The sequence below is a fragment of the Pseudomonas sp. HY2-MNA-CIBAN-0224 genome (genome assembly GCF_040310285.1).
In the GTDB taxonomy this organism is placed as follows: domain Bacteria; phylum Pseudomonadota; class Gammaproteobacteria; order Pseudomonadales; family Pseudomonadaceae; genus Aquipseudomonas; species Aquipseudomonas helleri.
The window spans coordinates 1-26,143 of sequence record NZ_JBEOPQ010000044.1 but is presented as its reverse complement, the minus strand read 5'-3'; the positions used below and the strand labels follow the sequence as shown (position 1 = coordinate 26,143).

The following is a 26,143-nucleotide window of genomic DNA, read 5'->3' as shown; positions in this document are numbered from 1 at the left end:
AGGGACCCACTCAACGCGCGGAGATTGTTGTACAAGGTTTTACAAGGCGGGACGGGCAGCAAAGCGAATGCTCGCAGAACCCAAAAGCTACCGGGGCCGTGCGGCCCCGGCAAGGTCAGGCACTCAGGCTTGACGCTGGTGCTTGTCGATTTGCTCGTGACGCTCTTGAGCTTCGATGCAGTACTTGGTGGTCGGGCTGATCAGCAGACGCTTCAGGCCAATGGCCTCGCCGCTGTCGTCGCACCAGCCGAAGCTGTCTTCTTTGATGCGCTCCAGCGCTTGTTCCAGCTGAGGCAGCATGCGCTGGTCACGATCGATTGCGTTCACCAGCCACGTACGTTCTTCTTCAACCGAGGCGGCATCCGCAGGATCGGCCGGGGTGTCCAGGCTCTCGATCGCAATGCGGTTTTGCTCAATGCGTTCGTGGGTTTCAACCTTCATGCCTTGCAACAACTCAGTGAAAAAAGAGTGCTGCTCGGCATTCATGTAGTCATCCGCCGGCATGGCCAGCAACTGTTCCTTTGTCATTGATTTCTCTATAAAAAATACGTGCATTAAGGCGAAATGGGGAGCGATCGGATCGTTCTTTATCCAAACCCGTTAGGTGCCATCTATCTCAAGCGCCACCCGGCACTCAATTTACGAGGGGCGGCAGTCTAAGGCCGACTTATCGAGTCAGCAACTGAAATGACAGCTATTTGTCCAGCTAAACGTGGAAAGAGACGAAAAAACCGTTCAGAGGGGCTAATGGAGTGCGTTTATAGCAAGAAATTCAATCGTGCTGCTGAAAATCATCACCCTTTGAAAAAAGGCCTCGCTCAGGTAGCCGAGCCCTGACCTTTTACCCTCAGCCGAAAATACTTCGGATTGTTACATCAGAGTAAAAATCAGTAAGACTCAGGCTCAACACGCGAACGTTTGCAGCCATCTCTACGTGCGACTTTAACGCGCTACGTCTCCCGCTTCTTGGGTTGAAAAATCCCACAAACTTCTCCGTAAATCTTATTGGTAGTTACGCACTGCCTGACAATACTGCGCGGGAATCGCGCTTTACAATCACTCGACCAAATCCCATATCCCACGCCAAGTAAATGATCGATATGTCACTGCTTGTATCGCCAGCGCATAACGCTTTAACCGAACCGACTGCCAGATAATAAATAGCCTTTGTTCAGGGGTACGACGTGATGAGTTATTCCTTGTTTGCCGACGATCAACCCGCACGGGCGCCATGTGCGCCAATTACCCCACTGCCAGAGCACGCGGTGAGCCTGCCCCAACTTGAGCGTTTGAACACACTGCGCGATGCACTGCTGCTGCTAAAAGTGCCGCTGGCCAACAGTTGCGGATTGCGTGGCCTGATTGAGAGGCAGTTGCTGAGCAATGACGTGCATGACCGCGTGCTGGGCAAATCATCCACCGATACACCCGCCAGCGCACCGACACTGCCGTAGCCTGCACTGCCGCGTCTAAACTCAATAAAAATGCAGTTAATCATCATTATTATGAATTTGCGGATTGCAAAGGGTGCAAGCACACTGCCCACGTTCCTCCCCCAATAAAGGAACACTTTCAAGGGCTTGCCGGGAAACCCGCACGGCCCTTTTTTTATCCCTTCGTTACCAGATTCCGGATTCCCCCACCATGCAAAACAGCTGGATCAGCCGCCTGTTACCTGCGGCCACGAATACCCGTCCCACCGAGTGGAGCCGCGCAGCGATAGGCGTCTCACTGGGCACACTGCTGAGCGTATGGATTTGTAGCCTGTTCTTTGGCCTGCCCGTGGCCATGCACCTGATTGGCCCTTTAGGAGCCTCGGCCATTTTGCTGTTTGCCGTGTCATCCGGGGCGCTGGCTCAACCCTGGTCGATTGTCGGCGGCTACCTGTGTGCAACGGTAGTGTCATTGGGCATGGTGCATTTTTTCGGCCGCAACCTGGACAGCGCCTGCCTGGCCGTAGGCCTGGCGATGCTCATCATGTGCCTGCTGCGCTGCCTGCACCCACCGGCAGGGGCGCTGGCCTTGCTGGTCGTCCTCGCAGACCCGGACAGCGCCCGCCTGGGCTGGGGGATGCTGGCACCTGTCATGCTTAGTGCTGTGTGCATGCTGTTGGCCGCATTGGTCTATAACAACCTCACACGCGTGCGTTACCCGAAAAAAAATGCTGAGCCGGCACCGGCTATTGTGGCTCCGCACATCCCCGGAGAAGCCGGCATTACGGCTGAAGACCTGCAAAAAGCCATGGAGCAAATGGACGCCTTTATCGACGTAACACCCGAAGACCTCGAAGCCCTGGTCCGCGCCAGCGAACACAATGCGCGCCGACGCAGTGTGCGCGAGGTGTTTGCCGAAAGTGCCTAGCGCATAAGCGAGCCTTTTGCCTGATACGGCGCCTTTCGAAAACCTGCAGACTCCTGCTAGGGTTACTGAAGCGTCGTCCGGGCGGGCTGTATTCACACACAGTTGATCACTCGGATCCCACACTCCACGTGATCAAGGCTCGCAATGCTCAGAACCATCGAGAACGAAGTCTCCAGGCAAGCCGCCCCACCCGCCTTGCAAGCTGAGTTTGCCCAGCATGACTTTGAGAAGCTGCGCACGTTTTGCAGCCTGACCTATATCGCCAGCACGATTATCTGGCTGATGTTTGACCTGATTGTCAGCACCAAGGGCGGTCAGGGGTTTACCGGGCTGTCCATGCTGTTCATCGCCAGCATGGTGGGCCTCACTCTTCTTATCGGCTTTCTGCGCACGGCTCAACAATTCAACCTGCTGAACGTGGTCTTTGTGCTGGTGATCAGCATCGGCATACGCTTGCTGGTTGAGGGGCTGCCAGTGACCGAACAAGCCGTGTGGCTGACACTGGCGACCTCAAGCATGCTGTATTGCGCCTCGATCCTGCCCTTGAGCCGCTGGGCATTCATCAGCACCCTGGCCATAACCGTCGTAGTACTTAACCCATTTGTGCTGACTGAAATATCGATCATGGACCTGCGGGGCAGCATGCTCCTCTGCTATTACTCTTTCCTGGCCTGCCTGACGACGTACAGTTTTTTCAAATTACGCCGTGTGAAACTGCTCAACTACACCCTGTCCAAACTGCTGATTGAGCAGGCCTACATTGACACCCTGACCGAGATCCCCAACCGCCGATCCTTTATGGCGCGGGCTGGCAGCGAATTGGGCATCCGGCCCCGTGAGCACGATCACTACCTTGCGATGATCGACATCGACAACTTCAAGAAAGTGAACGACCTGTACGGCCATGATATTGGCGACGAAGTGCTCAAACGCACGGCGGCGAATATCAAAGCCGTGGTGCAGGGCTATGAATATGCGCGCCTGGGCGGGGAAGAGTTTGCCGTGTACGTTTCAGGTGTGCGTCGGGATGACGTTGAAGTGCTGATGGATGCATTGTGCCGTCAGGTGCGCGAAGACCCGCATCAATACCCGGTGACCATCAGCATCGGCCTGACCCGGGTTGACGACCACGACACCCTCAACCAGGCCCTGGCTAAAGCGGACAAAGCGCTGTACGCGTCCAAAAATAGTGGCAAGGACCGGTTTACGTTTCATGCTGATTGAGGCTACAGAACGCACTAAATCTCGCGATCCTTTAATTTTTCGCAGCCTTCGTGCCTCGTCAGCGACTACGCCGGACGTAGCCTGAGCAGGCCTTAGCGCTCGCTCACTTCCATTTTCCCGTCCCAGCCACCGCCCAGTGCGGCGATCAATTGCACGCTGGCGATCAAGCGGCTTTGCAGCAGGTTCAAGACGCTGCGCTCGGTGCTCAAGGCTGTGGTTTGAACGTTGACGACATCCAGATACGCAATCAAACCCGCTTTGTACTGGTTGGTGGTCAGGCGCAGTGATTCGCGGGCCGATTCCAGCGCCTGCTCTTGCACCACGGTTTCGTCACCCAGCACTTTCAACTGGATCCTGTAGTTTTCCACTTCACGGAAACCATCGAGCACGGTCTGGCGGTATTTGGCCACGGTCTGGTCATACACGGCTTCATTACGGTCCACTTCGGCCGAACGCTGGCCACCATCAAACAATGGCAATGAAATTTTTGGCCCCACCGACCAGAACCGGTTTGGCACGCTGATCCAGTCCTGATACTGGCTGCTGCTGTAGCCGCCTGACAGGCTCAGGCTGAAGTCCGGGTAATACGCCGCTTTGGCCACGCCTATGTTGGCGTTGGCGGCAATGATCGAGCGCTCTGCCGAGGCAATGTCCGGGCGCCGCTCCAGCAGTTGCGAAGGCACGCTGACCGGGATCGCTGGCAGCTTTGGGATGTCGTTGATTTCTGCCAGCTTGAAGCCCGTCGGCGGTTGACCGGTGAGCACCGCAATGGCGTTTTCAAACTGGGCACGTTGCCAGATCAGGTCGATCAGGCTGGCCTGGGTATTGCGCAATTGGGTCTGCGCTTGCGCCACCGCATCTTTGCCGGAGATCCCGGCGCGGTACTGGTTTTCGCTCATTTTCAGCGACCGCTCATACGCCTCGACGGTCGCTTCCAACAAACGCTTCTGCTGATCAATCACCCGCAGTTGCAGGTAGTTCTGCACCAGCTCCGACTGTTGGCTCAAGCGCATGGCTGCCAGGTCGGCATAGCTGGCTTCGGCGCTGGCTTCATTGGCCTCAAGGCCGCGCCGCAATTTGCCCCAGACATCAGCCTCCCAACTGACGCCGACCTGTGCGTTCAAGGTGTCGCGAATACCGCTGCTGGAACTGGTCAGGCTGGAGTTGGAACTGCCGGTACCCTGGCTGGAGCGGGTTTTACCCACACTTAAATCAGCACTCGGCAAGAAGGCTCCACGGGCATTGCGCACCAGCGCCTGGGCTTGGCGAAATTGCGCCTCGGCCTGGGCAACACTCTGGTTGTTGCTGTTGAGCTTGGCCACCAGCGCGTTGAGCTGCGGGTCAGCGTACAACTCCCACCAGGCGCCCCGCTCCAGGGCATCGCTCGGGTTGGCCTGGGTCCAGCCATCAACCGCGTTGAACTGCTGCGGCACGGCCAGTTCAGGGCGCTGGTAATCCGGCCCCACCGCACAGGCGCTGAGCAGCACGCCGGTCAGCACCAGGCCCAACAGACGCGAGCCACGGGCGAGCGCCCAACGTTGTGGCGACAAAGCCGGAGCAAGGTTAAGCAAACGAGAGGTCATAGCGGAGTTTCCAGAGCAGCATCAGTACGCACACCACGCCATTGGTTGAAACGATGGCGCGCACGGTCGAGATAGAGGTAAACCACCGGGGTGGTGTAAAGGGTCAGGATCTGGCTGAAGACCAGCCCGCCGATGATGGTCAGGCCCAAGGGCTGGCGCATCTCGGCGCCTTCGGCATGGCTGAGCATCAACGGCAAGGCGCCAAGGATGGCCGCCAAGGTGGTCATCAGGATCGGCCGCAAACGTTGCAGGCAGGCGCTGCGGATGGACTCTTGCGGGCCCATCCCCGAATGCCGTTCCAGTTGCAGGGCCAGGTCGATCATCAAGATGGCGTTTTTCTTCACCACGCCGATCAGCAGGAAGATCCCGAGCAACGAAATCAGGCTGAATTCACCGCCGGTGAGGTAAATACTCAACAGCGCCCCGACCCCCGCCGACGGCAAGGTCGAGAGGATGGTCAGCGGGTGAATGTAGCTCTCGTAAAGAATGCCCAGCACCAGGTACACCGCCACCAGCGCGCCCAAAATCATGAACGGCTGGCTCTTTTGCGTGGCGGCAAAGGCATCGCCTGTACCGGCCATTTTCACGATCACCTCTTCGGGCAAGCCCAATTTGGCGATCTCGCGTTCAATTGCTGCGGTGCCCTGCTCCAGTGAAACGCCGGGGGCCATGTCAAAGGAGATGGTTTCAGAGGCAAACTGGCCTTCATGTTCAACCCGGTCGTCTTGCAAACTGTTCTCGTAGTGAGCAATGGCCGACAACGGAATCCGTGCACCATCGGCCGTAATGACCTGCACCTGGTCCAGGGTTTGCGGATCCTGGGCGTATTTGGGGTTGACCTCCATCACCACTTGATACTGGTTCAGGCTGTCGTAGATGGTCGAAATCTGCCGCTGGCTGTAAGCGTTGTTCAGCACCGCAGTGACCATGTCCATATTGACCCCGAGGCGTTTGGCCTGATCGCGATCTACCACCAAGGTGACTTGCTGCGCACCCCGCCCTTCACGGGCATCAATGGCAGTGAGTTCGGGCAGGGACTTGAGTGCAGCCACCACTTTGGGGTACCAGGTGCGTAACTCACCCAAGTCGCCGCTTTGCAGGATGTAGGAATACTGGGAACTGGTTTGCTCGCGGCCACCGCCAAATTGCAGGTCCTGGTCGGCCATCAGCATCAGGCGTCCGCCCGGCACTTTGGGCATGTTGTCGCGTAAACGCTCGATAACTTTTTGCGCCGAAATTTTGCGCTCAGTGATCGGCTTGAGACGCACGATCATCACCGCGTTATTGGTGCCGCTGTTGCCGCCAATAAAGCCCGCCACGCTGTCTACTGCCGGATCTGCCAACACTGCCTGGCGGAAGATATCCATCTTGGGCTGCATCACGCTGAACGACAGGCCATCATCGCCGCGCACAAAGCCAATCAGTTGCCCGGTGTCTTGCTGCGGCATAAAGGTTTTGGGCACCACCACGTACAGCGCAACGTTTACGCCGATGGTCAGCAACAGGCTGAGCAGGGTCAGGCGCTTGTGCCGCAAGACCCAATCCAGGCTGCGGGCATAGCCCAGCACCATGCGATCGTTAAGCCGGATGCTCCAGCGCTGCATGGCGTTTTCAGTGCCCGGCACATGGGGTTTGAGCCAGCGCGCGCAGAGCATCGGGGTCAAGGTCAGCGATACCACCAGCGACACCACAATCGCCGCCGCCAGGGTGATCGAAAACTCCCTGAACAAGCTTTCAATGATCCCGCCCATAAACAGGATCGACAAAAACACCGCCACCAGCGAAACGTTCATTGAGAGCAAGGTAAAGCCGACTTCCTTGGCCCCCAGATATGCAGCCTTCATGGGCGAGATCCCGGCATCAATATGCCGTGAGATGTTCTCAAGCACGACGATGGCGTCGTCCACCACCAGCCCGGTGGCCAGAATCAGGGCCATCAGCGACAGGTTGTTCAGCGAAAAGCCGAACAGGTACATGATGGCGAAGGTGCCCACCAGCGACACCGGCACCGCCAGGGTCGGGATCAGCGAAGCACGGAAATTACCGAGAAACAGGAACACCACCAGAATCACCAGCGCCACAGCAATCAGCAAGGTCATCTCGGCTTCATGCAGCGTGGCCTTGATGACCGGGGAGCGGTCCATGGCCAGGTTCAGTTTGACGCTGGCCGGCAGGACCGCCTGCAAGGCAGGGAGCTGGGCTTTGATCGCGTTGACGGTTTCAATGATGTTGGCCCCGGCCTGACGGTTGATCACCAGCAACACCGCAGCATCATTGTTGAAAAAACCACTGTTGTAGCGGTCTTCAACGCCGTCCTGGACCTTGGCCACATGGCTCAGACGCAAAGCCGCACCGTCCTGGTAACGGATGATCAGCGGCTCGTAATCCTTGGCTTTTTCCAGTTGGTCATTGGCCTGTATTTGCCAGTTATGCTCATCATTCGACACGGCGCCTTTGGGCCGGCGAACGTTGGCGTTGGCAATGGTATTGCGCACGTCATCCAGCGCCACGCCGTACTGGTTCAGCAGTTGCGGCTCCAGCTCGATACGCACGGCAGGCAAGGAACTGCCGCCGATTTGCACCTCGCCCACCCCCGGCACTTGCGACAGGCTTTGCGACAGAATGGTCGAGGCCAGATCGTAAAGTTCGCCCTTGGCCAACACATCGGACGTTAGCGACAGCACCATGATCGGTGCTTGCGACGGGTTAACTTTTTTGTAGGTCGGCATGCTGCGCATACCGCTGGGCAACAGGTTACGCGAGGCGTTGATCGCCGCCTGCACCTCACGGGCCGCGCCATTGATGTCGCGGTCCTGATCGAACTGCAAAATAACCCGCGTCGAGCCTTGGCTCGAGCGGCTGCTCATGGTGTTGACCCCGGCAATCGCGCCAAAGGATCGCTCCAGCGGCGTGGCCACGGTAGATGCCATCACCTCGGGGCTGGCGCCCGGCAAACTGGCAGACACCACAATCACCGGAAAATCCATTTGCGGCAGCGGCGACACCGGCAGCAAACCAAAGCTCACACCGCCCAGCAACATGATTGCCAGACTCAACAGCATGGTCGCTACCGGGCGCTTGATGAACGGGCCGGACAGGTTCATAACGACGCCTGCTCAGCGATTACCGTGTTACCGCGCCAGCGGCGGCCCAGTCGATCAAAGTACAGATAGATCACCGGGGTGGTAAACAAGGTCAACACCTGGCTCACCAGCAGACCGCCGACCATCACCAGACCCAGCGGTTGACGCAACTCCGCGCCGGAACCGGTCGCCAGCATCAGCGGCACGGCACCAAACAAGGCGGCCAGAGTGGTCATCAAGATCGGCCTGAAGCGCAGCAACGCCGCCTGGTAAATCGCGTCATGGGGGGCCATGCCCTGGTTGCGCTCAGCATCAAGGGCGAAGTCGATCATCATGATCGCGTTCTTCTTCACGATGCCGATCAGCAAGATGATGCCGATGATCGCGATCATGCCCAGGTCATTGCCGCTGAGAATCAGCGCCAACAAGGCGCCGACGGCCGCCGAAGGCAAGGTCGAGAGGATGGTGATCGGGTGGATGTAGCTCTCATAGAGCACACCCAGCACGATGTACATGGTCACCACCGCCGCCAGGATCAGCAGCAAGGTGCTCGACAACGACGCCTGGAACGCTTGTGCAGCGCCCTGGAACTCGGTTTGCACGCCGACCGGCATGCCGATATCTTTTTGCACCTGATCAATCAGTTCGACCGCCTGCCCCAGCGCTACGCCGGGCGCCAGGTTGAACGAGACCATCACCGACGGGAACTGCCCGATGTGGGAAATGGACAGTTGCGACTGACGCTCTTCAACCCTGGCCAGGCTGGACAGCCGAACCTGACCGCCATCCGTGGTTTTGACGTGGATCTGCTCCAGCGACTGCGGGCCGATTTTCTCGCCATCTTTGGCCTGCAATACCACGCGGTACTGGCTGGCCTGGGTGTAAATGGTCGAAATCTGCCGCTGGCCGAAGGCGTCGTACAGTGCGTCCGTAATATTCGCAACCGACACCCCGAGGCGCGACGCGGCATCGCGGTCGATGACCAGAAACACCTGCAAGCCTTTGTCTTGCAAATCGCTGGCGACATCGGTCAGTTCTGGCTGGTTGCTCAAGGCCGACACCAGTTTTTGGCTCCAGGTACTGAGCAACTCCGCATCCGGCGATGACAAGCTGAATTGGTACTGAGTGCGGCTGACGCGGTCTTCGATGGTCAAGTCCTGCACCGGCTGCATATACAGGCGAATCCCGATCAGCTTGTCCACCTGCGGTTGCAGACGCGCAATCACTGCTGAAGCACTGTCGCTGCGCTCACTGTGGGACTTGAGATTGATCAGCATGCGCCCGCTGTTGAGGGTGGCGTTATCGCCGTCCACACCGATGTAAGACGACAGGCTTTCAACATCCGGGTCTTGCAGGATGATCTTGCCCAGCTCTTGCTGACGCTGGCTCATGGCGCTGAACGAAATTGACTGCGGCGCCTCGGAAATCCCTTGAATCACGCCCGTGTCTTGCACCGGGAAGAACCCCTTGGGCACCACCATGTACAGAAACACCGTGAGCGCGAGGGTGCCGATGGCCACCAGCAATGTCAGTGGCTGATGCTTGAGCACCCACTGCAACATGCGCCCGTACTCGGCGATCATCCAGTCAATAAAGGCACCGCTGGCCCGGTAGAAACGGCCCTGCTCTTCTGGCTTGGGCTCAGCCTTGAGCAAGCGTGCGCACATCATCGGGGTCAGGGTGAGCGACACCACCAGCGAGATCAGAATCGCCACCGCCAGGGTGATGGCAAATTCACGGAACAACCGCCCGACCACATCCGCCATGAACAACAGCGGGATCAGCACGGCAATCAGCGACAGGGTCAGCGAGATCAGGGTAAAGCCAATTTGCTTGGCGCCCTTGAGAGCCGCCTGCATCGGGGTTTCGCCTTCCTCGATGTAGCGTGAAATATTTTCCAGCATGACGATGGCGTCATCGACCACAAAGCCGGTGGCAATGGTCAGGGCCATCAGTGTCAGGTTGTTGACCGAAAACCCGGCCAGGTACATCACGCCAAAGGTCCCGATCAGCGACAACGGCACCGCAATCGACGGAATGATCGTGGCGCTGGCGCGACGCAGAAACAGGAAGGTCACCATCACCACCAGCGCAATAGCAATCAGCAATTCATGCTGCACATCGCGTACCGAGGCGCGGATGGTTTGCGTGCGATCGGTCAGCACGGTGACATCGATACCGGCTGGCAGGTTGTTGGTGATGCTTGGCAACAGCGCCTTGATCCGGTCCACCACTTCAATCACGTTGGCACCGGGTTGACGCTGGATATTGAGCAATACCGCCTGATTTTCATTGGCCCAGGCGGCCAGGCGTTCGTTCTCGGCCCCGTCGACGATTTCTGCCACGTCTTTGAGTCGCAGCGGCGCGCCATTGTTGTAGGCCAAAATCAGTTCGGCGTATTCCTGCGGGGTTTTCAACTGGTCGTTGGCGTCCAGCATCGACACCCGCGTCGGGCCGTCAAAGTTACCCTTGGGCTGGTTGACGTTGGAGGCGCCGATCAGGGTGCGCACATCAGCCAGGTTCAAACCATTGGCGGCAAGCGCTTCGGGGTTGACCTTGATCCGCACGGCCTGGCGCTGACCGCCGGCAATGCTGACCATGCCCACACCATTGATCTGGGCAATTTTTTGCGCCATGCGGGTATCGACCAAGTTGTTGAGCTTGGGCAACAGCATGGTTTTAGAGGTAATCGCCAAAGTAAGCACCGGGGTGTCGGCCGGGTTGACCTTGTTGTACACCGGCGGTGCCGGCAAGTCCTTGGGCAGCAGGTTGGTCGCGGCATTGATCGCAGCCTGCACCTGCTGCTCGGCGACATCCATGTTCATGTCCAGGTTAAAGCGCAGGGTCAATACCGAGGCGCCACCGGAACTGGTCGAGGCCATCTGCGTGAGGCCGGGCATTTGCCCGAACTGGCGCTCAAGGGGCGCCGTCACCGCACTGGTCATGACATCCGGGCTGGCGCCCGGGTAAAGCGTCATCACGCGGATGGTCGGGTAATCGACCTGAGGCAAGGCCGACACCGGCAGCAGGCGATACGCGATGATCCCGGACAAGACGATGGCAATCATGCACAGCGTGGTTGCAACCGGGCGCAGGATAAACAGCCGCGACAGATTCATTCGCCAGCCTTGCCCTTGCCCACACTCTGGGCTTTGGCAGCACTTGGGTCGGCGTCCGCATCCGGCCCACCTTGCAGTTGCCCTGCAGCCGATGTCGGTACTTCGCTGCTGTTGCTGACCACTTCGACCAGGCTACCTTCGCGCAAGCGATCGGTGCCTTCGAGCACGACACGATCACCCGGCTCCAGGCCCTCTTTGACAACGGTCAGGTCGCCATCGGTCGCACCCAGTTTGAGGGTGCGGATCTTGACCTTTTTATCGCCGTCCATTGCATAGACAAAAGAGCCATTGGTGCCGTATTGAAGCGCTGCTGTCGGGGCCAGAATCACACCTTTAAGGGTGTCAGCCAGCAGGCGCACGTTGACGAACTGGTTGGGGAACAGCGCCTGATCGCGGTTCTCGAACAGCGCCTTGAACTTCAAGGTGCCGGTGGTGACATCAATCTGGTTATCGATACTGCTCAACACGCCGCTGGCCAACTCTTTCTGATCACCGCGATCCCAGGCTTGTACCGGCAGCTTTGCACCGCTGCGATAGCGCTCCAGCACCAGTGCCAGGTTGTTTTCCGGCAAGGTGAAGCTGACCACAATCGGCTCGGTCTGGGTAATCACCACCAACGCAGTGGTGTCGTTGGCTGCAACCAGGTTGCCGACGTCCAGCTGGCGCAAGCCCACGCGGCCGCTGATCGGTGCACGAATCTTGGTGAACTCGAGGTTGAGCTTGGCATCATTGACGGCCGCCTGATTGGTCTTGACCGTGCCCTGATATTGGCTAACCAAAGCTTCGGCCGTGTCCAGCGTTTGCTTGGCGATGCTGTCCTCGGCGTAGAGACCGCGATAACGCTGCACATCTACCTGGGCATTTTTAAGCTGAGCCTGGTTCTGCAACAACGTGCCCTCGGCTTGCAGCAGCGCGTTCTGATAGCTGCGCGGGTCGATTTCTGCCAGCAATTCACCAGCCTTAACCATCTGCCCTTCTTTGAAGTAGACCTTGACCAGTTCGCCTGCCACGCGGCTGCGCACATTGATCGTGTTCAGTGCAGTGACCGTGCCCAACGCTTTGTAGTAGATCGGGAAATCCCCCCGTGTCACTTCTGCGACCAGAACAGGCACCGGTAACGTTGAACCACCAAAGCCCGGACGCATCGCCCCCGTGCGGCTGGTATGCCCGGCGGGTTGCGCGTTCTGGCCTTTTTTTGCAGCAGACGGCCATAGCCACCAGCTCACGCCAACAACGATCAACAAAACCAGCAGGCCAATCAGCCAGCGACGAGAAGTGCGAGAAACAGAGGATTGCATTGAGTGATCAACCAGTTGGGCGCGAGCGCTTAATTTCAGGAGCCTGAAAGATAAGCAGTGCAGACAGTTATGAAAAGGCTCTTTACCGGCTATTTACGTTATAGCGCGTCAAAGACCTGCTTTACATTCACGACAAGGGCTTGCCCGGACTTTGATCTGTTTAGTTTCCAACACCAACACTCAACCTCAAATAATCCAGACTTAGGGCAGCCCTTGCCTCAATTGTGCCGCACAGAGTGTCTAGAACCTGTGTGACATTACGTAGGCCGGTTTGATTATTTGATATTTACGGGCAATAAAAAACGGCCTGGCATTCAATGCCAGGCCGTTTTCGGTGGTGCTGTACGACTTACTTCAAAACAGCCAGAGCTGCTTCGTAGTTAGGCTCTTCAGCGATTTCTTTAACCAGTTCGCTGTGCAGCACGGTGTCGTTTTCGTCCAGTACAACCACTGCGCGAGCAGTCAGGCCTTTGAGCGGGCCATCAGCGATTGCCACACCGTAGTTCTTGATGAACTCGGCACCGCGCAGAGTCGAGAGGTTTTGTACGTTTTCCAGACCTTCGGCACCGCAGAAACGCGCTTGGGCGAATGGCAGGTCAGCCGAAATGCACAGCACCACGGTGTTGGCAACGTCGTTGGCTTGTTTGTTGAACGTACGTACCGACGTTGCGCAGGTCGGGGTGTCAACGCTTGGGAAGATGTTCAGCACTTTACGCTTACCGGCAAAATCGGCCAGCGTTACATCGGACAAATTACCGGCAACCAGCGAAAACGCTGGCGCTTTGGAACCTACTGCAGGCAGCACGCCGTCGACTTGAACAGGGTTGCCTTTAAGCGTCACTTGAGCCATGAACGATGTCCTTTTTAACTGTTTTTGAAGAGCCGGAAGTTAAACACGAAACGCGCACACGACCTATGCCCGGAACACAAATTGTCATGCCGGGTGTGACAAAAAGAGGATCCCGACATTGCCAAAGGGATCACGCCGCGTGCCGGGGCTCTTCTAATCCTTGACCTTCTGAAATGACTGGCGCATGTCCGACGCCCAGCCATCGATCACTGCTTTCACGTCATCTGCCTTCATCACCTGGCTGGCGTTGCTCAGCGGTTTGCCCGTGCCTTTGCGCACCACTTGAGCAACAACATGCTGATCGTTCCCGTCGATAAAAACGGCCTCGGTAGACAACCGGGTTTCCTGATCACGGATCCCCGAGGCCGTCGTCACCGCTGCCGCCACCAGAGCGACAGGGATGTACTCATAAGGTGCCAGGCTTTCAGTTTGGCTGCTGACGGCAGTAATCGCCGGGCGCACCACAATCACCCCTGGCCCTGGCGCGCTGGCCAGCGGCAGCACTTTACTGATCTCACGTTTGAGCGCCTGATCGTAGTAGGCCGTAATCGCGTTCAACGTGCTCTGCGGAATTTTCTCGGTAGGTTTTGGCGCCGGATAGAGTTGGCTCGGTTCTATATACACGCTGGTGTATTGGTCGACCTTGATCGTGGGATCAACCCAGCGCATGACCTCAGCCCCCGAAGGCGACCGGGCTTCTTTAAGTCGGCTGTAATCTTTTAAAAAGCCGGAGTATTCATCCGGTTGCTGAACCTTGCTGGCGCATCCGGCCAGTACCAGCGTAGCCAAGCATAACGTACCGATCATCAACCCAGGTTTCATGGTGAAACTCCTGTATGAGACGCAACCGTTTGAACATGGAGTTGTAGGTATAGCCAATCCTCCACAGATTGCTTTTCTCGCGATTAAATCTCCTGATCGGTTGCACAACGACCTTGTTCGGCGGCATTCTGCCACTTACCGTTTAAAGAACTTTTGCTCGACGACGTACTCCATCTGTACAGCCATTAATACCTTTGAGACAGAGACGCTCATGACTTCCAAGCTGGAACAACTCAAGCAGTTCACCACCGTGGTCGCAGACACCGGCGACCTCGACGCGATTACCCGCCTCAAACCCGTTGATGCCACCACCAACCCTTCCCTGCTGCTCAAGGCCGCAGCCCTGCCGGGTTATGCCGACCTGCTGAAAAACGCTATTACCCACGCCAAAGGTGATGTTGGCCTGGCCTGCGATCTTTTCGCGGTGTCGGTGGGTAGCGGTATCTTGAAGGTCATTCCGGGCCGTATCTCCACTGAAGTCGATGCGCGCCTGTCGTTTGACGAGCCAGCCCTGCTGCAAAAAGCCAATCAATTAATCGAGCTGTATGACAAGGCCGGCGTAAGCCGCGACCGCGTGCTGATCAAGCTGGCGTCGACCTGGGAAGGCATCCGTGCTGCCGAGAAGCTGGAAAAAGCCGGTATCCAGACCAACCTGACCCTGCTGTTCTCGTTTGCCCAGGCCGCCGCCTGTGCCGATGCCGGGGTGTTTTTGATTTCGCCGTTCGTGGGCCGCATCTACGACTGGTACAAGAAATCCACCGGTATTGATTACACCGGCTCAGATGATCCGGGCGTGCAGTCGGTAACCCGCATCTACAACTACTACAAGGCCAATGATTACAAGACCGTGGTCATGGGCGCGAGCTTTCGCAACACCAACCAGATCGAGCAACTGGCAGGCTGCGACCGCCTGACCATCAGCCCGGACCTGCTGGAAAAACTGGCGCAGGACGACGGCGCACTGGCGCGCAAACTCAGCCCCGGCGCGACCGGCGAGCCGCGTTTGACCCTCAACGAAGCGCAATTTCGCTGGGCCTCGAACGAAGACGCCATGGCCACTGAAAAACTGGCCGAAGGCATCCGTCAATTCGCCCGCGACCAGGAAAAACTTGAAGCCCTGCTGTCAGGTAAATAACAGCTGCCCCCCCCTTCTGTTGGCGCGTCTCGCGATCTATTGGCCATAACACAGATCGCGAGGCGCGCTGGCCTTTACCAAGAGCCATAAGGCACCCCGTATTTTTCGATGTAGGCTTTTGTTTCTGGTTTTAAGGGCAAGGCATAATTGCCACCAGATCGACCGCCATCAGGTCCTTCTTTAACGACTTCGCCCTGAACCCTGGCCACTTCGATTGGGCTGACGCAAGGGCCAGTAATCCACACTTTGGCAATACCGCCGGGGGCCAACCCTACGGTCACGCCTTTACGGTAACCGGTGATCCATTTGGTATCGAACTCACAAAAGGCTTTCTCCGGTTTGACCATGGCCTGCTGAATGGCCTCAGGGATCACGATATAAGCCTCGTAGGTTTGCGGCTCCACCAGTGATTGCCAGCGCACATAGATCAAACGCGGTACCGCAGCCCCGTAAACATACTTGCCGGCGCCCCAACCGGGGTAGCTGGGCCACCCGCGTGGGTTGCCCTTGAGGTTTTTAGGGGTCTGGATAGAGGCACCTCCGCTCATGGCTCGCTTGAATACACGGTCTCGCACATCTACAGCGTCTGCGGTTTCGATCCATACTTGCATGTAGTTGGGAGCAAACAGCCCAAGACGCCACCCCTCATAGGGCAACCCGTTGTTGCCCTTGGCACAGCCCACCATCAACCCAAGTACACCGCACACCCATAGCAGCTTGAATGTAGTCATTGGGATGCTCCGCACGTGTGCGGCGGCCCTTTACCAAGAGCCATAAGGCACCCCGTATTTTTCGATGTAGGCTTTTGTTTCTGGCTCTAACGGCAAGGCATATTTGCCATTAGTCTGGCCGCCAGAAGGCCCTTCTTTAACGACTTCTCCCTAGACCCTGGCCACTTCGATTGGGCTGACGCAAGGGCCTGAAATCCACACTTTGGCAATACCGCCGGGGGCCAGCCCTACGGTCACGCCTTTACGGTAACCGGTGATCCATTTGGCATCGAACGCGCAAAAAGCCTTTTCAGGCCTGATCATGGCCTGCTGAATGGCCTCAGGGATCACGATATAAACCTCGTAGGTTTGTGGCTCCACCAATGATTGCCAGCGCACATAGATCAAGCGTGGTACCGCAGCGCCATAAACATACTTGCCTGCGCCCCAACCGGGATAGCTGGGCCAGCCGCGCGTGTTGCCCTTGAGGCTTTTAGGTGTATTGATAGCGGCTACTCCGCTCATAGCTCGCTTGAAGACACGGTCTCGCACATCCACCGCATCTGCGGTTTCGATCCACACTTCCATATAATCAGGGGCTCCCAGCCCTAAGCGCCATGCATCATAGGGCAACCCATTGCTACCCTTGGCACAGCCCACCATCAACCCAAATACACCGCACATCACTAGCAGCTTGAATTTATTCATTGGGATGCACCGCCCGTTTACCGCCCGCAGCCGGCCTATTGATGAAGAGCACCTCAATGTCGCTGTTGTGTTTGCCCCAGACGGCATTCCAATTGCCCGATAAGTGGACGTATTTGCGCTGTAGTAAGGCCACCTCTTCAAGGGTCAGTCCGGGAAAGCTGTCGCCGACGGCATACGCTTGCAGTTTGATGGCAATGGAATACAGGTCTGCCGGTAAGGCAAATGCAGGGGTCTCGGGAACGTCCTTGAAAGGAATCCCGTTTCGTATGCCCAGCTCGCGCATGGCCCGCAAGTAAATCAGTGACAACTGACCATGCACCTGCCGCTCACTGCGTAGGGCGGCATACACGCGTTTCTCGGCAAACATGTCACGGCGTTTGTTATAAGGCAGAACCACCGCCCATGTGTCGATACTCCAGCGCTGCAGATAGGGCTCCAGGTCCGGCAGCATTACCCCCATCAACTGCCGGGCTCGGTCATAAGCGACCGTGGAGGTTTCTGGCATGTCGACAGGCACCTGACTGCTCTGGGGTTTACTCAGCAGCACTTTTTCAGTGGCCAAAGGCAAATAACCGCCACCAATATCGGAGTGGACACCGGGCAGCTCGACGTCATTGTCGGTACGAACCAGTGAGAAGTTATGACGATATTCGTGGCGCGCCACAAATTGCACCACATGGCGTGCAATGCCGGGCGCAAGGTACAGGTCAAGGCCCGGGTTACTGGCGTTGTGCGGGCTAAAGTCGCCGCTTAAAGGTGCAACCACCCCAGGCACCGTATCAAACAGGCCGATAAAGTTGAGGTTGAAATCTGTTCGGTGGCGCCATCTAAAGCCATCAGACAAGCCCTTCGTTCCCGGAGGGATCGATTGGGCGATAAGGCTTTTCGGCCCCTTTAGCAGGTCATTGGCGCAATGCCGTGCGGCAGCAGCACCACGGCTAAATCCAAACAAATCAATGACTATTCGCCAAATGGTCAGGCCGGGATTATTGTCTTGCAGTGTTCGAATCTGCTCCAAAATCAAGGCAGGTGCTTGCTCAACTCGCGCCACAACCCCTGAGTTGCCTCGACCGCTGGCCTGGCTATAGCGCGAGTCAGCCTGACCGGTGACTGTACCGATCCCCTCGAGGTAGACCTTTAAAAAAGCCTCTTCCGCTTCCTGCGGCAACTGCGTATATGCCTGATCCGGATATAGCCCATAAAGCCGCGCCACATTGGTGACATCGTTGCTATAGCTGTTATCCGGCGAGTTTCCTTTACCGTCAAAGCCAAAGCTCGCGCAATGCTGACGTATATCCGCGCCTTCCTGTTCACCTATACCCAAGCTAATGGCCAGGCAACCTTTCGCCGCTTCGCTGTTGCCCTGGTTATTCCCCGTGCCATCGAAGAACAAGCCCACATGCAAGGTGATGCCGGACTCCAGTTCCTCTTCTTCGTCCTCTTCTTCCAGCTCGGGTTCAGCACTGGCGGGGGCTGTTTTTTTAGGTGCCGGCGATTCGGGCCACTGAGCCAAATACTCCATGTAACTCTGCTGAGGCCCTCTGGCATCTCCCAGCACTTGGCCTCTGATGTATTGATCAGGGATCAGTCGCGGCGCAGGGCGGCACAGGCACTGGCACAAGTCGCCTTCCAGCGCGGCTTGCCGCCCTCCCAGTGATTCATCATGGCGCGGACCGCACAGCACGATAACGCCTGTGCTGCCACACACCGGGCACTCGATACTGTCACCTTCGCGAGCCAGAATCTGATCGTTGATTGTCATCAGCTCCCAGCCCGTCACCACCACGCCGCCCACCGTGGTCCTGGACCCGACGGTGATGTTCATGCGCTTCATACGCAGGCACCGGGCAAGGCGTGAGCGTTGTTGTGTAATAGGGTCATGTCAGCATCCTGGTGGAGGAAGGTTAAGTGCCCGCTAACTGTCAAATTGCCAGTTAGCGGCGCTCAGCCAGTATGCCGAGGGGGTGCGGAACTACCCTGTCAGAAGGATCCGTTTGGTTTGTAGTACGCGTAGCTTTCCGAAAATTGAGAGGGGATCACGCCAGTTTCTGCGTCACAAACGCATAAGTGATGTACGGCACACTGACTTCCCTGCCAGGTTTCAACTCTTCGTATGACGCGACAAAATCACGCAGTTGCTGCTCCACCTTTTCCCGCTCATCAGGCGCCAGTGCCGAGATAAAGCTGGTGGAACGCACGCGATTGAAAATCACGTCTTCGACCGGCCCGTTATGAGGCTGAATGAACCGTTGCTCTTGCAGCGGCCCAAGGCCGTCAAACGGAAATGCCTGACGCCAGACGCCGGTGTAGAAGCGTGGCGCATCGCCTTCCCATTGATTGACCAGCGCATCGAGTTTCGCCACCCACGGTACGCTGGCATCACGCAGATTCCAGATCAGCCCCAGGCGCCCGCCCGGTTTAAGCACGCGATGAATCTCGGCCAGGGCTTCATGGTTGGCAAACCAGTGAAAGGCTTGTGCGCACACCACCACGTCGACACTGGCATCAGCCAGTGGAATGGCTTGTACGGTGCCTTGATGCGCTTCGACCTCAGGATGGGCCTTTGACAGTTTGGCGAGCATGGCCTGGACCGGCTCAAGCACGATCACCCGTGCGCCGGTCTGCAACAGGCGCGGGGTGAATTTGCCAGTTCCGGCACCCACTTCGAGTACCGTCTGGCCAGGCCGCAGGCCCAGGGTGTCAGTCAGCCAGGCGCTGACCTGGGGCGGGTAATCTGGGCGCCCGCGAACATAAGTGTCAGCGCCCTGGGCATAGCCCTCAGCCGCAGCATGATGAAGGGTTGAGTCGCTCATCGTCTGGCTCCGCTTGGAATGGTTGCCCAACCATAGCCCAATCGTCCCCGCGGCGACATGAACCCCTTCTCAGAAGCTGTACTTCATCCCCAGCATCAGGTTGCGCGGATCACCATAGTAGTAGGTCGAATACAGGCCATAACCGCTGAGGTATTCGCGGTCAAAGACGTTGTTGAGGTTGACCGTGGCGCTGAGGTTTTGGCTGATGTCATAACGCGCCATCAACCCCACCACCGCGAAACTGCCTTCTTTGGCGTCGGCTTTGATCGATGAGTCCAGCTCACTGTAAGTCGAACCTTGCCAGGACAGATTACCGCCCACGGTCAGGTCCTTGAGGTCACCGTCCAGTTGGTAACTGGTGGCCAGTTTGAACAACTGCTCGGGGTGGTTGCTGTTGATGCGTTTGCCGTCCTTGTCCCGTGGTTGGGCGTAGGTGTAACCCGCCAGCAATTGCCAGCCGCGCGCCACTTCACCGGAAATCTCGGCCTCAAAGCCCTTGGTTTTAGTGCCGTCGATGGCCTTGTAGGCATCTTCGCCGTTATCGCGCACACCATCGTATTCGGCATAGTTGTCTTGCTTGATCAGGAACACGGCAAAACTGGTGTTCAGTGCACCGTCGAAATACTCCGACTTCAAGCCCGCCTCGTAGCTTTTGCCGGTCATCGGTGCGAGCACTTTATCGTTGCGATCGAAATAGCTTTGCGGGGTAAAAATCTCGGTGTAGCTGGCATAAACCGAGTGATTGGCGCTCAGATCGTAGACGATCCCCGCGTAGGGGATCGGCTTGCCGGTCTTTTTCGAATCATCGAGCGTAGGGATCGTTTGCGCAGCGTTGTAGGTCATCGTCCCTTTGCGGTCGTAGTCGACCACGCGAGCACCGAGGATGACCGACAAATCATCCGTCGGCTTAAGGCGCAAGGCGCCATAGAGCGCCGATTCCTTCGTCTTATAGCGCTGTTTCAAGCCTTGACTCAATTGAGCAGGGCCCGGACGCGGCGCATCGTTGTTCCAATTTTGGTAATTGATGGTCAGGTCGTCAGCATTCTCGGCCAGGTAGTCGTTGCGACGATTACTGACATTGGCACCCAGCACCAATTCATGGCTGCGCCCCAAGAACTCAAAGGGTCCGGTGGCATAGGCGTCCAGCGTATCGGTGTTGATCTCGAAGGTTTTGGTGCCGCTCATGAACTGCGCTTCACCCGTGGTTTTGTCCGGGAACGGTCCCCAGCCCACGATATTGCCCTGCAACTGGTCGGTGTTGCCCTTCCAGTGGCTGGCTTCGACTTTCAACAGCCAATCGTTATCGAAACGCTGCTCTACCCCGGCGAAGTACTTGGTGCTTTTACTGTCGGCATACGCCCACTTGGCGGCCGGGTTCATGGAGCGCTTAAAGTGGGTTCGGCTGCCATCGCTGTAATACAGCGGCAACTGGCCAAAACTTGAGCCATTGGAGTCGATTTTTTGATAGTCGATACCGGCATACAGCGTCGTATCGTCGGTCAGATCAGCCTCAGCGATGCCATAGAACACATCTTTGATGGACGAATACCGGTCGATAAAGGAGCGTCCGTCTTCATGAGCGGCCACCACGCGCCCGCGCACCGCGCCGTTTTCAGTCAAGGGGCCCGACAGGTCCAGTTCACTGCGATAGCGGTCCCATGAGCCACCGCTGCCCGACACATAGCCCTGGAAGTCTTTGGTCGGGCGTTTGCGCACCAGATTCACCGCCCCCGACGGGCTGCCCACGCCGCTCATCAAACCGGTGGAACCGCGCACCACCTCTACCCGGTCGTAAATGGCCATGTCGCGCATGCCCAGACCGTTGGTATTGGTAGTGAAGTCCGAGGTCGGTACGCCGTCGTACTGGAAGTTATCCAGGGTAAAGCCGCGGGAGTAGAAGTTGTAACGTTCGCTGTCATCGTGCATCACGGTAATGCCCGGCGTTTGCTCCATCACTTGGGCAATGCTGCCCAGCCCTTGATCGGTCATTTGCTGACGGGTAATGACCGTGACTGACTGCGGTGTTTCACGCAGCGAAAGCGGCAATTTGGTTGCCGTACTGGTTTCGCCCGTGGTGTAGGAATTGCTGCCTTCGGTTGTCCCGCCCAATGCCACGCCGGTCACACTGGTGGCCTGTAGTTGTAACTTGCCGTCTGCGCTGCCAGAGGTCAGCGGGTACAGCGTCCACACCCCGTTGGCCCCTTCGGTGGCGGTCAGACCGCTGCCTTTGAGCAATTGCTGCAACGCTTGCGGCACCTCAAAACGGCCCTTGAGCGCTGGCGCCTGTTTGTTCTGTACCAGTGCCGGGTCGTAAGGCAGCGAAATATTGGCCTGCTGGGCAAAGCGGTTAAGCGCGTCTTCCAGCGTACTGGCCGGCACATCGAAACTGCGTTGCGCACTGACCGATGCGGCCACCGTCATCGAAAACGGTTGCACGGCTGCCAGCACAGCACCGCCCAGCAAGACCGCCTGCAGGGCAATGGCCAAGCGGCTACGCGCGGGCAAGAAAAGAGGTTGAACGGCAGCGGACATGGGTTTTGCTCCTGCAATTAAAAGGTCTTATGCCTAGTTGTCGAAGGACGCGAAAAAACCCGCAAAGAAATTTGATAATTATTCGTATTGACCTGGACGCGAGCTTGCCTCGCGATCTTTTGATCTTGGCTAAACCGCCACAATCCGCGTCCAGAACCGCGTTCTGCGCTCGATGCGCACCGCCAGCGTCTGGCTCAAGCCCTGCAATGCCTGGTCGATATGCTCGAGTTGAAATACCCCGGACACGCGCAAATCACTGACCGCAGAATCACACAACAACCAGCCCTGGCGATAACGCGACAGTTCGGCCGCCAAGTCTTCCAGGCGCATGTTTTTCGCCACCAGCGCCCCGCTCGTCCAACTGCTGACGTGCAAGGCCGAGGAGGTTTGCAAACGGGCCGATTGCCCATCGATCACATATTCCTTGCCCGCCGGCACCAACACCGGCTGCGCCGCTGGCAAATGGATAGCCACCATGCCCTCTTCAACCATCAGCCGGGTACGGCCAGACTCCTGGCGCACGTCAAAGGCGGTGCCAATGGCCTGTAACCGCGCCTCACGGGTGTGCACCCAAAACGGTCGGCGCCCGGCCGAGGCGTCAGGGTCATTGCCGGTACGGATAAAAACCTCGCCGTCACGCAACACAATCAAGCGCTGTTGCTCGTTGAAGACAACGTCCGCAGCGCTGTCGGTATTGAGTTGCAGGCGTGTGCCATCGGCCAGATTAAACACGCGGCGCTCGCCCACGGCGGTGGCATAGTCAGCGCCAAAGGTGCGCCACGGTTGTTGTTGCCACACAAGCCCTCCCGCCCCGGCGCCCAGCACACCTAGCCCAAGGACCTTGAGCGCCTGACGCCGTGAGCGCAGCCGACCGCTGCCACTCAAGGTGTCCAGCGCTACCCGCCCCGACAAGGCTGACGCCTGGCGAAAAGTCGACTCGGTCACTTGCAGGGCTTGCCAGGCCGCCTCATGGCTGACATGCGCGGCGCGCCATTGCTGGCAGGCTGCGTGTATCTGCGGATCAACAGCCCCGGACTGGGTTTTCACCAGCCAATTGATAGCCGCATCCAGCACCTCAGATGAAAACTCGACAGAACCCGACATGGCGCCGTTGCCCCCGCTCACAAGGCCGCGCGCGCCAGGAAACAATGACGAATCGCCGTCGCCATGTACTTCTCGACCGAACTCACGCTCACCTCCAACCGCTCGGCAATCGCCTGATAGCCCAAGCCTTCGAGCCGCGACAGTAAAAAGGCAGTGCGTACGTTGGGTTTCAGGCCATCGAGCAAGGCATCGATACGGGTCAGGGTTTCCAGCAGGATCAAGCGTTCTTCGGGTGACGGCATGTCCTGTTCAGGCACGTGTGCAAGCGCCTGCAAATAAGACTGCTCCACCTGCTGACGACGATAACGGTCAATCATCAAGCCTTTGGCAATGCTGCTCAGCCAGGCGCGCGGTTCACGCAACTGCGCGACCTGCTCCGGTTTGCCGAGCACATAAAGGAAAGTGTCCTGCGCCATATCGTCCGCATTCTCGGCATTGCGCAGCCGCCGTCGCAGCCAATTCACCAGCCAGTGGTGATGATCGCTATACAGATTGCGAACGTCGGTGTGCAGCAGCGATGAGTTGGACGGTGATGACGACACAAGAGCCCTCGATGCACACTGAAAATAAAATGCGAATAGGAATTTGTCGCAATAGTATTCAGAGTGCAGCCCAGACTCAAGCGTTGCACGACAAGATACGATCAATCAGTGGCCTGTCACTGCGCAGAACGGCAGCGACAGGCCCTGGATCAAGGGATCAGCGAGTAGACCAGCGACGAAATCGCCACCAGGCCGACCACGGTGACAAACACGTTGGAGATTTTGCCCGCGTGCTGACGCATGCTCGGCACACGACGAATCGCGTACATCGGCATCAGGAACAGGATGGCCGCAATTACCGGGCCGCCGAAGCTTTCAATCATGCGCAAAATGCTGGGGTTGAGGGTCGCAACCGCCCAGCACACCAACAGCATGAAGGCCGCCGTCAGGCGTTCCAGGGTTTTACCGGCCGGACGCTTGCCGGTCTTCAGGATCAACCCTTTGAGGCCTTCATTAGCACCGATGTAGTGCCCCAGGAAGGACTTGGCAATCGCCACAAACGCAATCAGCGGCGCGGCAAAGGCGATGGTCGGGTTGCTGAAGTGGTTAGCCAGGTAAGACAGGATCGACAGGTTCTGCGCCTTGGCTTCGGCCAGTTGTTCAGGGGACAGCGTGAGCACGCAGCTGAACACGAAGAACAGCACCATCACCACCATCAGCAGGTGCGCGCGCGAGAGGATCTGCGAGCTGCGCTCATCCGCGCTGGCGCCGTAACGGCGCTTTTGATCAACGGCAAAAGCCGAAATGATCGGTGAGTGGTTAAACGAGAAAACCATCACCGGGATCGCCAGCCACAGGGTGTGCAGCAAGGCCGATGGCTCCGGCAGGGTGCTGGCCGTGGCCAGAATGCCGCCGTTCCAGTGCGGGATCAAAAACACTGCCAGAAACAGCAGCGCGGCAATGAACGGGTAAACCATCATGCTCATGGCCTTGACGATCACTTGTTCGCCGCAGCGCACCACCGTCAGCAGGCCGAGGATCAGCACTAACGACAAAATGACCCGGGGCGGCGGCGTGATGTGCAACTGATTGAGCATGAAGCTGCCGACCGTGTTGGTCAGCGCCACGCTGTAGATCAGCAGAATCGGGAAAATCGCCAGAAAGTACAGCAGCGTGATCAACGCTCCGGCTGTCAGGCCGAAGTGTTCTTCCACCACGTCAGTGATATCTGAGCCTTCACGACCGGACAGTACAAAACGGGTCAGGCCGCGGTGCGCATAAAACGTCATGGGGAATGCCAGCAGCGCCAGGATCAACAGCGGCCAGAAGCCACCAATGCCTGCGTTGATGGGCAAAAACAAAGTACCTGCGCCAATGGCCGTGCCAAACAGGCCCAGCATCCAGGTAGTATCGTGGCGGTTCCAGCGACTGAGGGTCGCAGGTGTCGCGTCGTCAAAGCGTTCATCGACGCTGTTAGCCTGGTCATTCATCCGGTCAAATCTCCGCTAGCCGGTCGTTACCACGCAGCCGGGGCGGACAAAACACACCTTACTGACCACGCCCCAGCCATAAGAGGGCCGCGATTGTCCGGGATTAGACATAAGAAGCAAAGGTTTAGCTGAGGAATGGTGAAAATGATTGATCACACTAAAGCAAGACTTTGACACCTATTGATACACTATAGCCTTTCGAAACCTGCGCTCAAGGCCTGTTGCCCATGACTGTTTGTCACCGTTACACCGCATTTGCCGGACTGCTGCTGGCCCTGTCGCTGCCTGCGGCCAACGCCGACAGTTTGATGATCACCTGGCCGGGGGGCTGGGACGTGCAAGCCGTGCCGGCCGAGGCCGACACTACCGTTCAACGCCAGCGAGCGGTGAAAAACGACGCCAATGGTGACCCGCAGATGGTCATGGAACTGACCCAGTCGACCCTCGCGCCTGAGCACCAGGTGAACATGGACGCGGTGTTGCTGGAAATGCGCAAGACCTTGCAGAAGAACTTCGCGCAAGGGGGTTATCAGAGTGCCTGTAACAAAATCCACGCCAGCACCTTGGGCGGCCTGAAAGCGCTGGAGACCACCTGCAAAATCACCCAAAACGGCAACCACGTGATCACCCAGACCCTGGTCGCAGCGACTCAGGGGCAAAACGCTTACGCCCTCTCCTACGCGGGCCCGGCTGACGGATACAAAGCCAACGAGCCTGAAGTCCAGGGGATCCGCGCCAGCTTGCGATTGGGCCAGAATCAGCCCTAAACCTTGTAGGAGCGAGCTTGCCTCGCGATCTTTTGATCTTTAAAAGATCGCGAGGCAAGCTC

At 57.7% G+C, this 26,143-nt stretch carries 19 protein-coding genes and 1 pseudogene; 5 read left to right on the top strand and 15 right to left on the bottom strand.

What is annotated here, in order from left to right:
- Positions 1-123 precede the first annotated feature (123 nt).
- The gene (locus AAEZ03_RS18275; RefSeq protein WP_048368987.1) at positions 124-528 is read right to left on the bottom strand and encodes a TraR/DksA family transcriptional regulator; all 405 of its coding nucleotides are present in this window, start codon (positions 526-528) and stop codon (positions 124-126) included.
- A 659-nt stretch (positions 529-1,187) separates the two neighbouring features.
- Here AAEZ03_RS18275 and AAEZ03_RS18270 point away from each other — a divergent pair.
- The 3 genes from AAEZ03_RS18270 (at position 1,188) to AAEZ03_RS18260 (ending at position 3,585) form a co-directional block, all read left to right on the top strand.
- Complete coding sequence (locus AAEZ03_RS18270; protein ID WP_350580482.1) at positions 1,188-1,454, top strand: hypothetical protein; 267 nt, start codon at positions 1,188-1,190, stop codon at positions 1,452-1,454.
- Between the two features lie 190 nt (positions 1,455-1,644).
- Positions 1,645-2,361, top strand: coding sequence for an HPP family protein (locus tag AAEZ03_RS18265; protein ID WP_350580479.1), 717 nt, complete (start codon positions 1,645-1,647; stop codon positions 2,359-2,361).
- Between the two features lie 144 nt (positions 2,362-2,505).
- Complete coding sequence (locus AAEZ03_RS18260; protein ID WP_350580476.1) at positions 2,506-3,585, top strand: GGDEF domain-containing protein; 1,080 nt, start codon at positions 2,506-2,508, stop codon at positions 3,583-3,585.
- A 92-nt stretch (positions 3,586-3,677) separates the two neighbouring features.
- Here AAEZ03_RS18260 and AAEZ03_RS18255 read toward each other — a convergent pair whose 3' ends face one another.
- The 6 genes from AAEZ03_RS18255 to AAEZ03_RS18230 all read right to left on the bottom strand — a co-directional run bounded on the left by AAEZ03_RS18255 (position 3,678) and on the right by AAEZ03_RS18230 (position 14,340).
- Positions 3,678-5,168, bottom strand: a complete 1,491-nt coding sequence (locus tag AAEZ03_RS18255) for an efflux transporter outer membrane subunit (RefSeq protein WP_123748681.1) — start codon at positions 5,166-5,168, stop codon at positions 3,678-3,680.
- Positions 5,165-8,272 (bottom strand): efflux RND transporter permease subunit, encoded by a 3,108-nt coding sequence (locus tag AAEZ03_RS18250; RefSeq protein ID WP_350580473.1) that lies wholly within the window; start codon positions 8,270-8,272, stop codon positions 5,165-5,167. Before AAEZ03_RS18250 ends, AAEZ03_RS18255 begins: the two co-directional genes overlap by 4 nt.
- A complete protein-coding gene (locus tag AAEZ03_RS18245) occupies positions 8,269-11,370 on the bottom strand; it encodes an MdtB/MuxB family multidrug efflux RND transporter permease subunit (protein ID WP_350580470.1) in 3,102 nt (1,033 codons plus the stop codon). The genes AAEZ03_RS18250 and AAEZ03_RS18245 overlap by 4 nt, the downstream gene beginning before the upstream one ends.
- The gene (locus AAEZ03_RS18240; RefSeq protein WP_278938421.1) at positions 11,367-12,668 is read right to left on the bottom strand and encodes an MdtA/MuxA family multidrug efflux RND transporter periplasmic adaptor subunit; all 1,302 of its coding nucleotides are present in this window, start codon (positions 12,666-12,668) and stop codon (positions 11,367-11,369) included. The genes AAEZ03_RS18245 and AAEZ03_RS18240 overlap by 4 nt, the downstream gene beginning before the upstream one ends.
- Before the next feature lie 349 nt (positions 12,669-13,017).
- Positions 13,018-13,518 carry a thiol peroxidase gene (tpx, locus tag AAEZ03_RS18235; protein ID WP_153327417.1) on the bottom strand — a complete coding sequence of 167 codons (501 nt, stop codon included), beginning with the start codon at positions 13,516-13,518 and terminating at the stop codon, positions 13,018-13,020.
- A gap of 153 nt (positions 13,519-13,671) precedes the next feature.
- Positions 13,672-14,340 (bottom strand): DUF3313 domain-containing protein, encoded by a 669-nt coding sequence (locus AAEZ03_RS18230; protein ID WP_273221093.1) that lies wholly within the window; start codon positions 14,338-14,340, stop codon positions 13,672-13,674.
- Positions 14,341-14,551: 211 nt separating this feature from the next.
- On the opposite strand from AAEZ03_RS18230, the gene tal reads away from it, so the two are divergent.
- Positions 14,552-15,475 carry a transaldolase gene (gene tal, locus AAEZ03_RS18225; RefSeq protein WP_153334774.1) on the top strand — a complete coding sequence of 308 codons (924 nt, stop codon included), beginning with the start codon at positions 14,552-14,554 and terminating at the stop codon, positions 15,473-15,475.
- Positions 15,476-15,549: 74 nt separating this feature from the next.
- Here tal and AAEZ03_RS18220 read toward each other — a convergent pair whose 3' ends face one another.
- The 8 genes and pseudogenes from AAEZ03_RS18220 to AAEZ03_RS18185 all read right to left on the bottom strand — a co-directional run bounded on the left by AAEZ03_RS18220 (position 15,550) and on the right by AAEZ03_RS18185 (position 25,314).
- The gene (locus tag AAEZ03_RS18220; RefSeq protein WP_350580465.1) at positions 15,550-16,206 is read right to left on the bottom strand and encodes a DUF2931 family protein; all 657 of its coding nucleotides are present in this window, start codon (positions 16,204-16,206) and stop codon (positions 15,550-15,552) included.
- A 30-nt stretch (positions 16,207-16,236) separates the two neighbouring features.
- A pseudogene (locus AAEZ03_RS18215) lies at positions 16,237-16,893 on the bottom strand (DUF2931 family protein).
- Positions 16,886-18,727, bottom strand: a complete 1,842-nt coding sequence (locus AAEZ03_RS18210; protein WP_350580463.1) for a type VI secretion system family protein — start codon at positions 18,725-18,727, stop codon at positions 16,886-16,888. The pseudogene AAEZ03_RS18215 and the gene AAEZ03_RS18210 overlap by 8 nt, the downstream one beginning before the upstream one ends.
- 202 nt (positions 18,728-18,929) lie before the next feature.
- Positions 18,930-19,706 carry a class I SAM-dependent methyltransferase gene (locus tag AAEZ03_RS18205; protein WP_350580460.1) on the bottom strand — a complete coding sequence of 259 codons (777 nt, stop codon included), beginning with the start codon at positions 19,704-19,706 and terminating at the stop codon, positions 18,930-18,932.
- 69 nt (positions 19,707-19,775) lie between these two features.
- On the bottom strand, positions 19,776-22,238 hold the full coding sequence (locus AAEZ03_RS18200) for a TonB-dependent siderophore receptor (RefSeq protein ID WP_350580458.1): 2,463 nt from the start codon (positions 22,236-22,238) through the stop codon (positions 19,776-19,778).
- A gap of 129 nt (positions 22,239-22,367) precedes the next feature.
- On the bottom strand, positions 22,368-23,342 hold the full coding sequence (locus tag AAEZ03_RS18195) for a FecR domain-containing protein (RefSeq protein WP_350580455.1): 975 nt from the start codon (positions 23,340-23,342) through the stop codon (positions 22,368-22,370).
- A gap of 17 nt (positions 23,343-23,359) precedes the next feature.
- Positions 23,360-23,884: a sigma-70 family RNA polymerase sigma factor gene (locus AAEZ03_RS18190; RefSeq protein WP_262126184.1), complete on the bottom strand. Its 525-nt coding sequence runs from the start codon at positions 23,882-23,884 to the stop codon at positions 23,360-23,362.
- Positions 23,885-24,033: 149 nt separating this feature from the next.
- Complete coding sequence (locus tag AAEZ03_RS18185; protein WP_048368971.1) at positions 24,034-25,314, bottom strand: serine/threonine transporter; 1,281 nt, start codon at positions 25,312-25,314, stop codon at positions 24,034-24,036.
- Positions 25,315-25,541: 227 nt separating this feature from the next.
- On the opposite strand from AAEZ03_RS18185, the gene AAEZ03_RS18180 reads away from it, so the two are divergent.
- Complete coding sequence (locus tag AAEZ03_RS18180; protein ID WP_123748669.1) at positions 25,542-26,081, top strand: DUF4946 domain-containing protein; 540 nt, start codon at positions 25,542-25,544, stop codon at positions 26,079-26,081.
- The last annotated feature ends 62 nt before the right edge of the window (positions 26,082-26,143 follow it).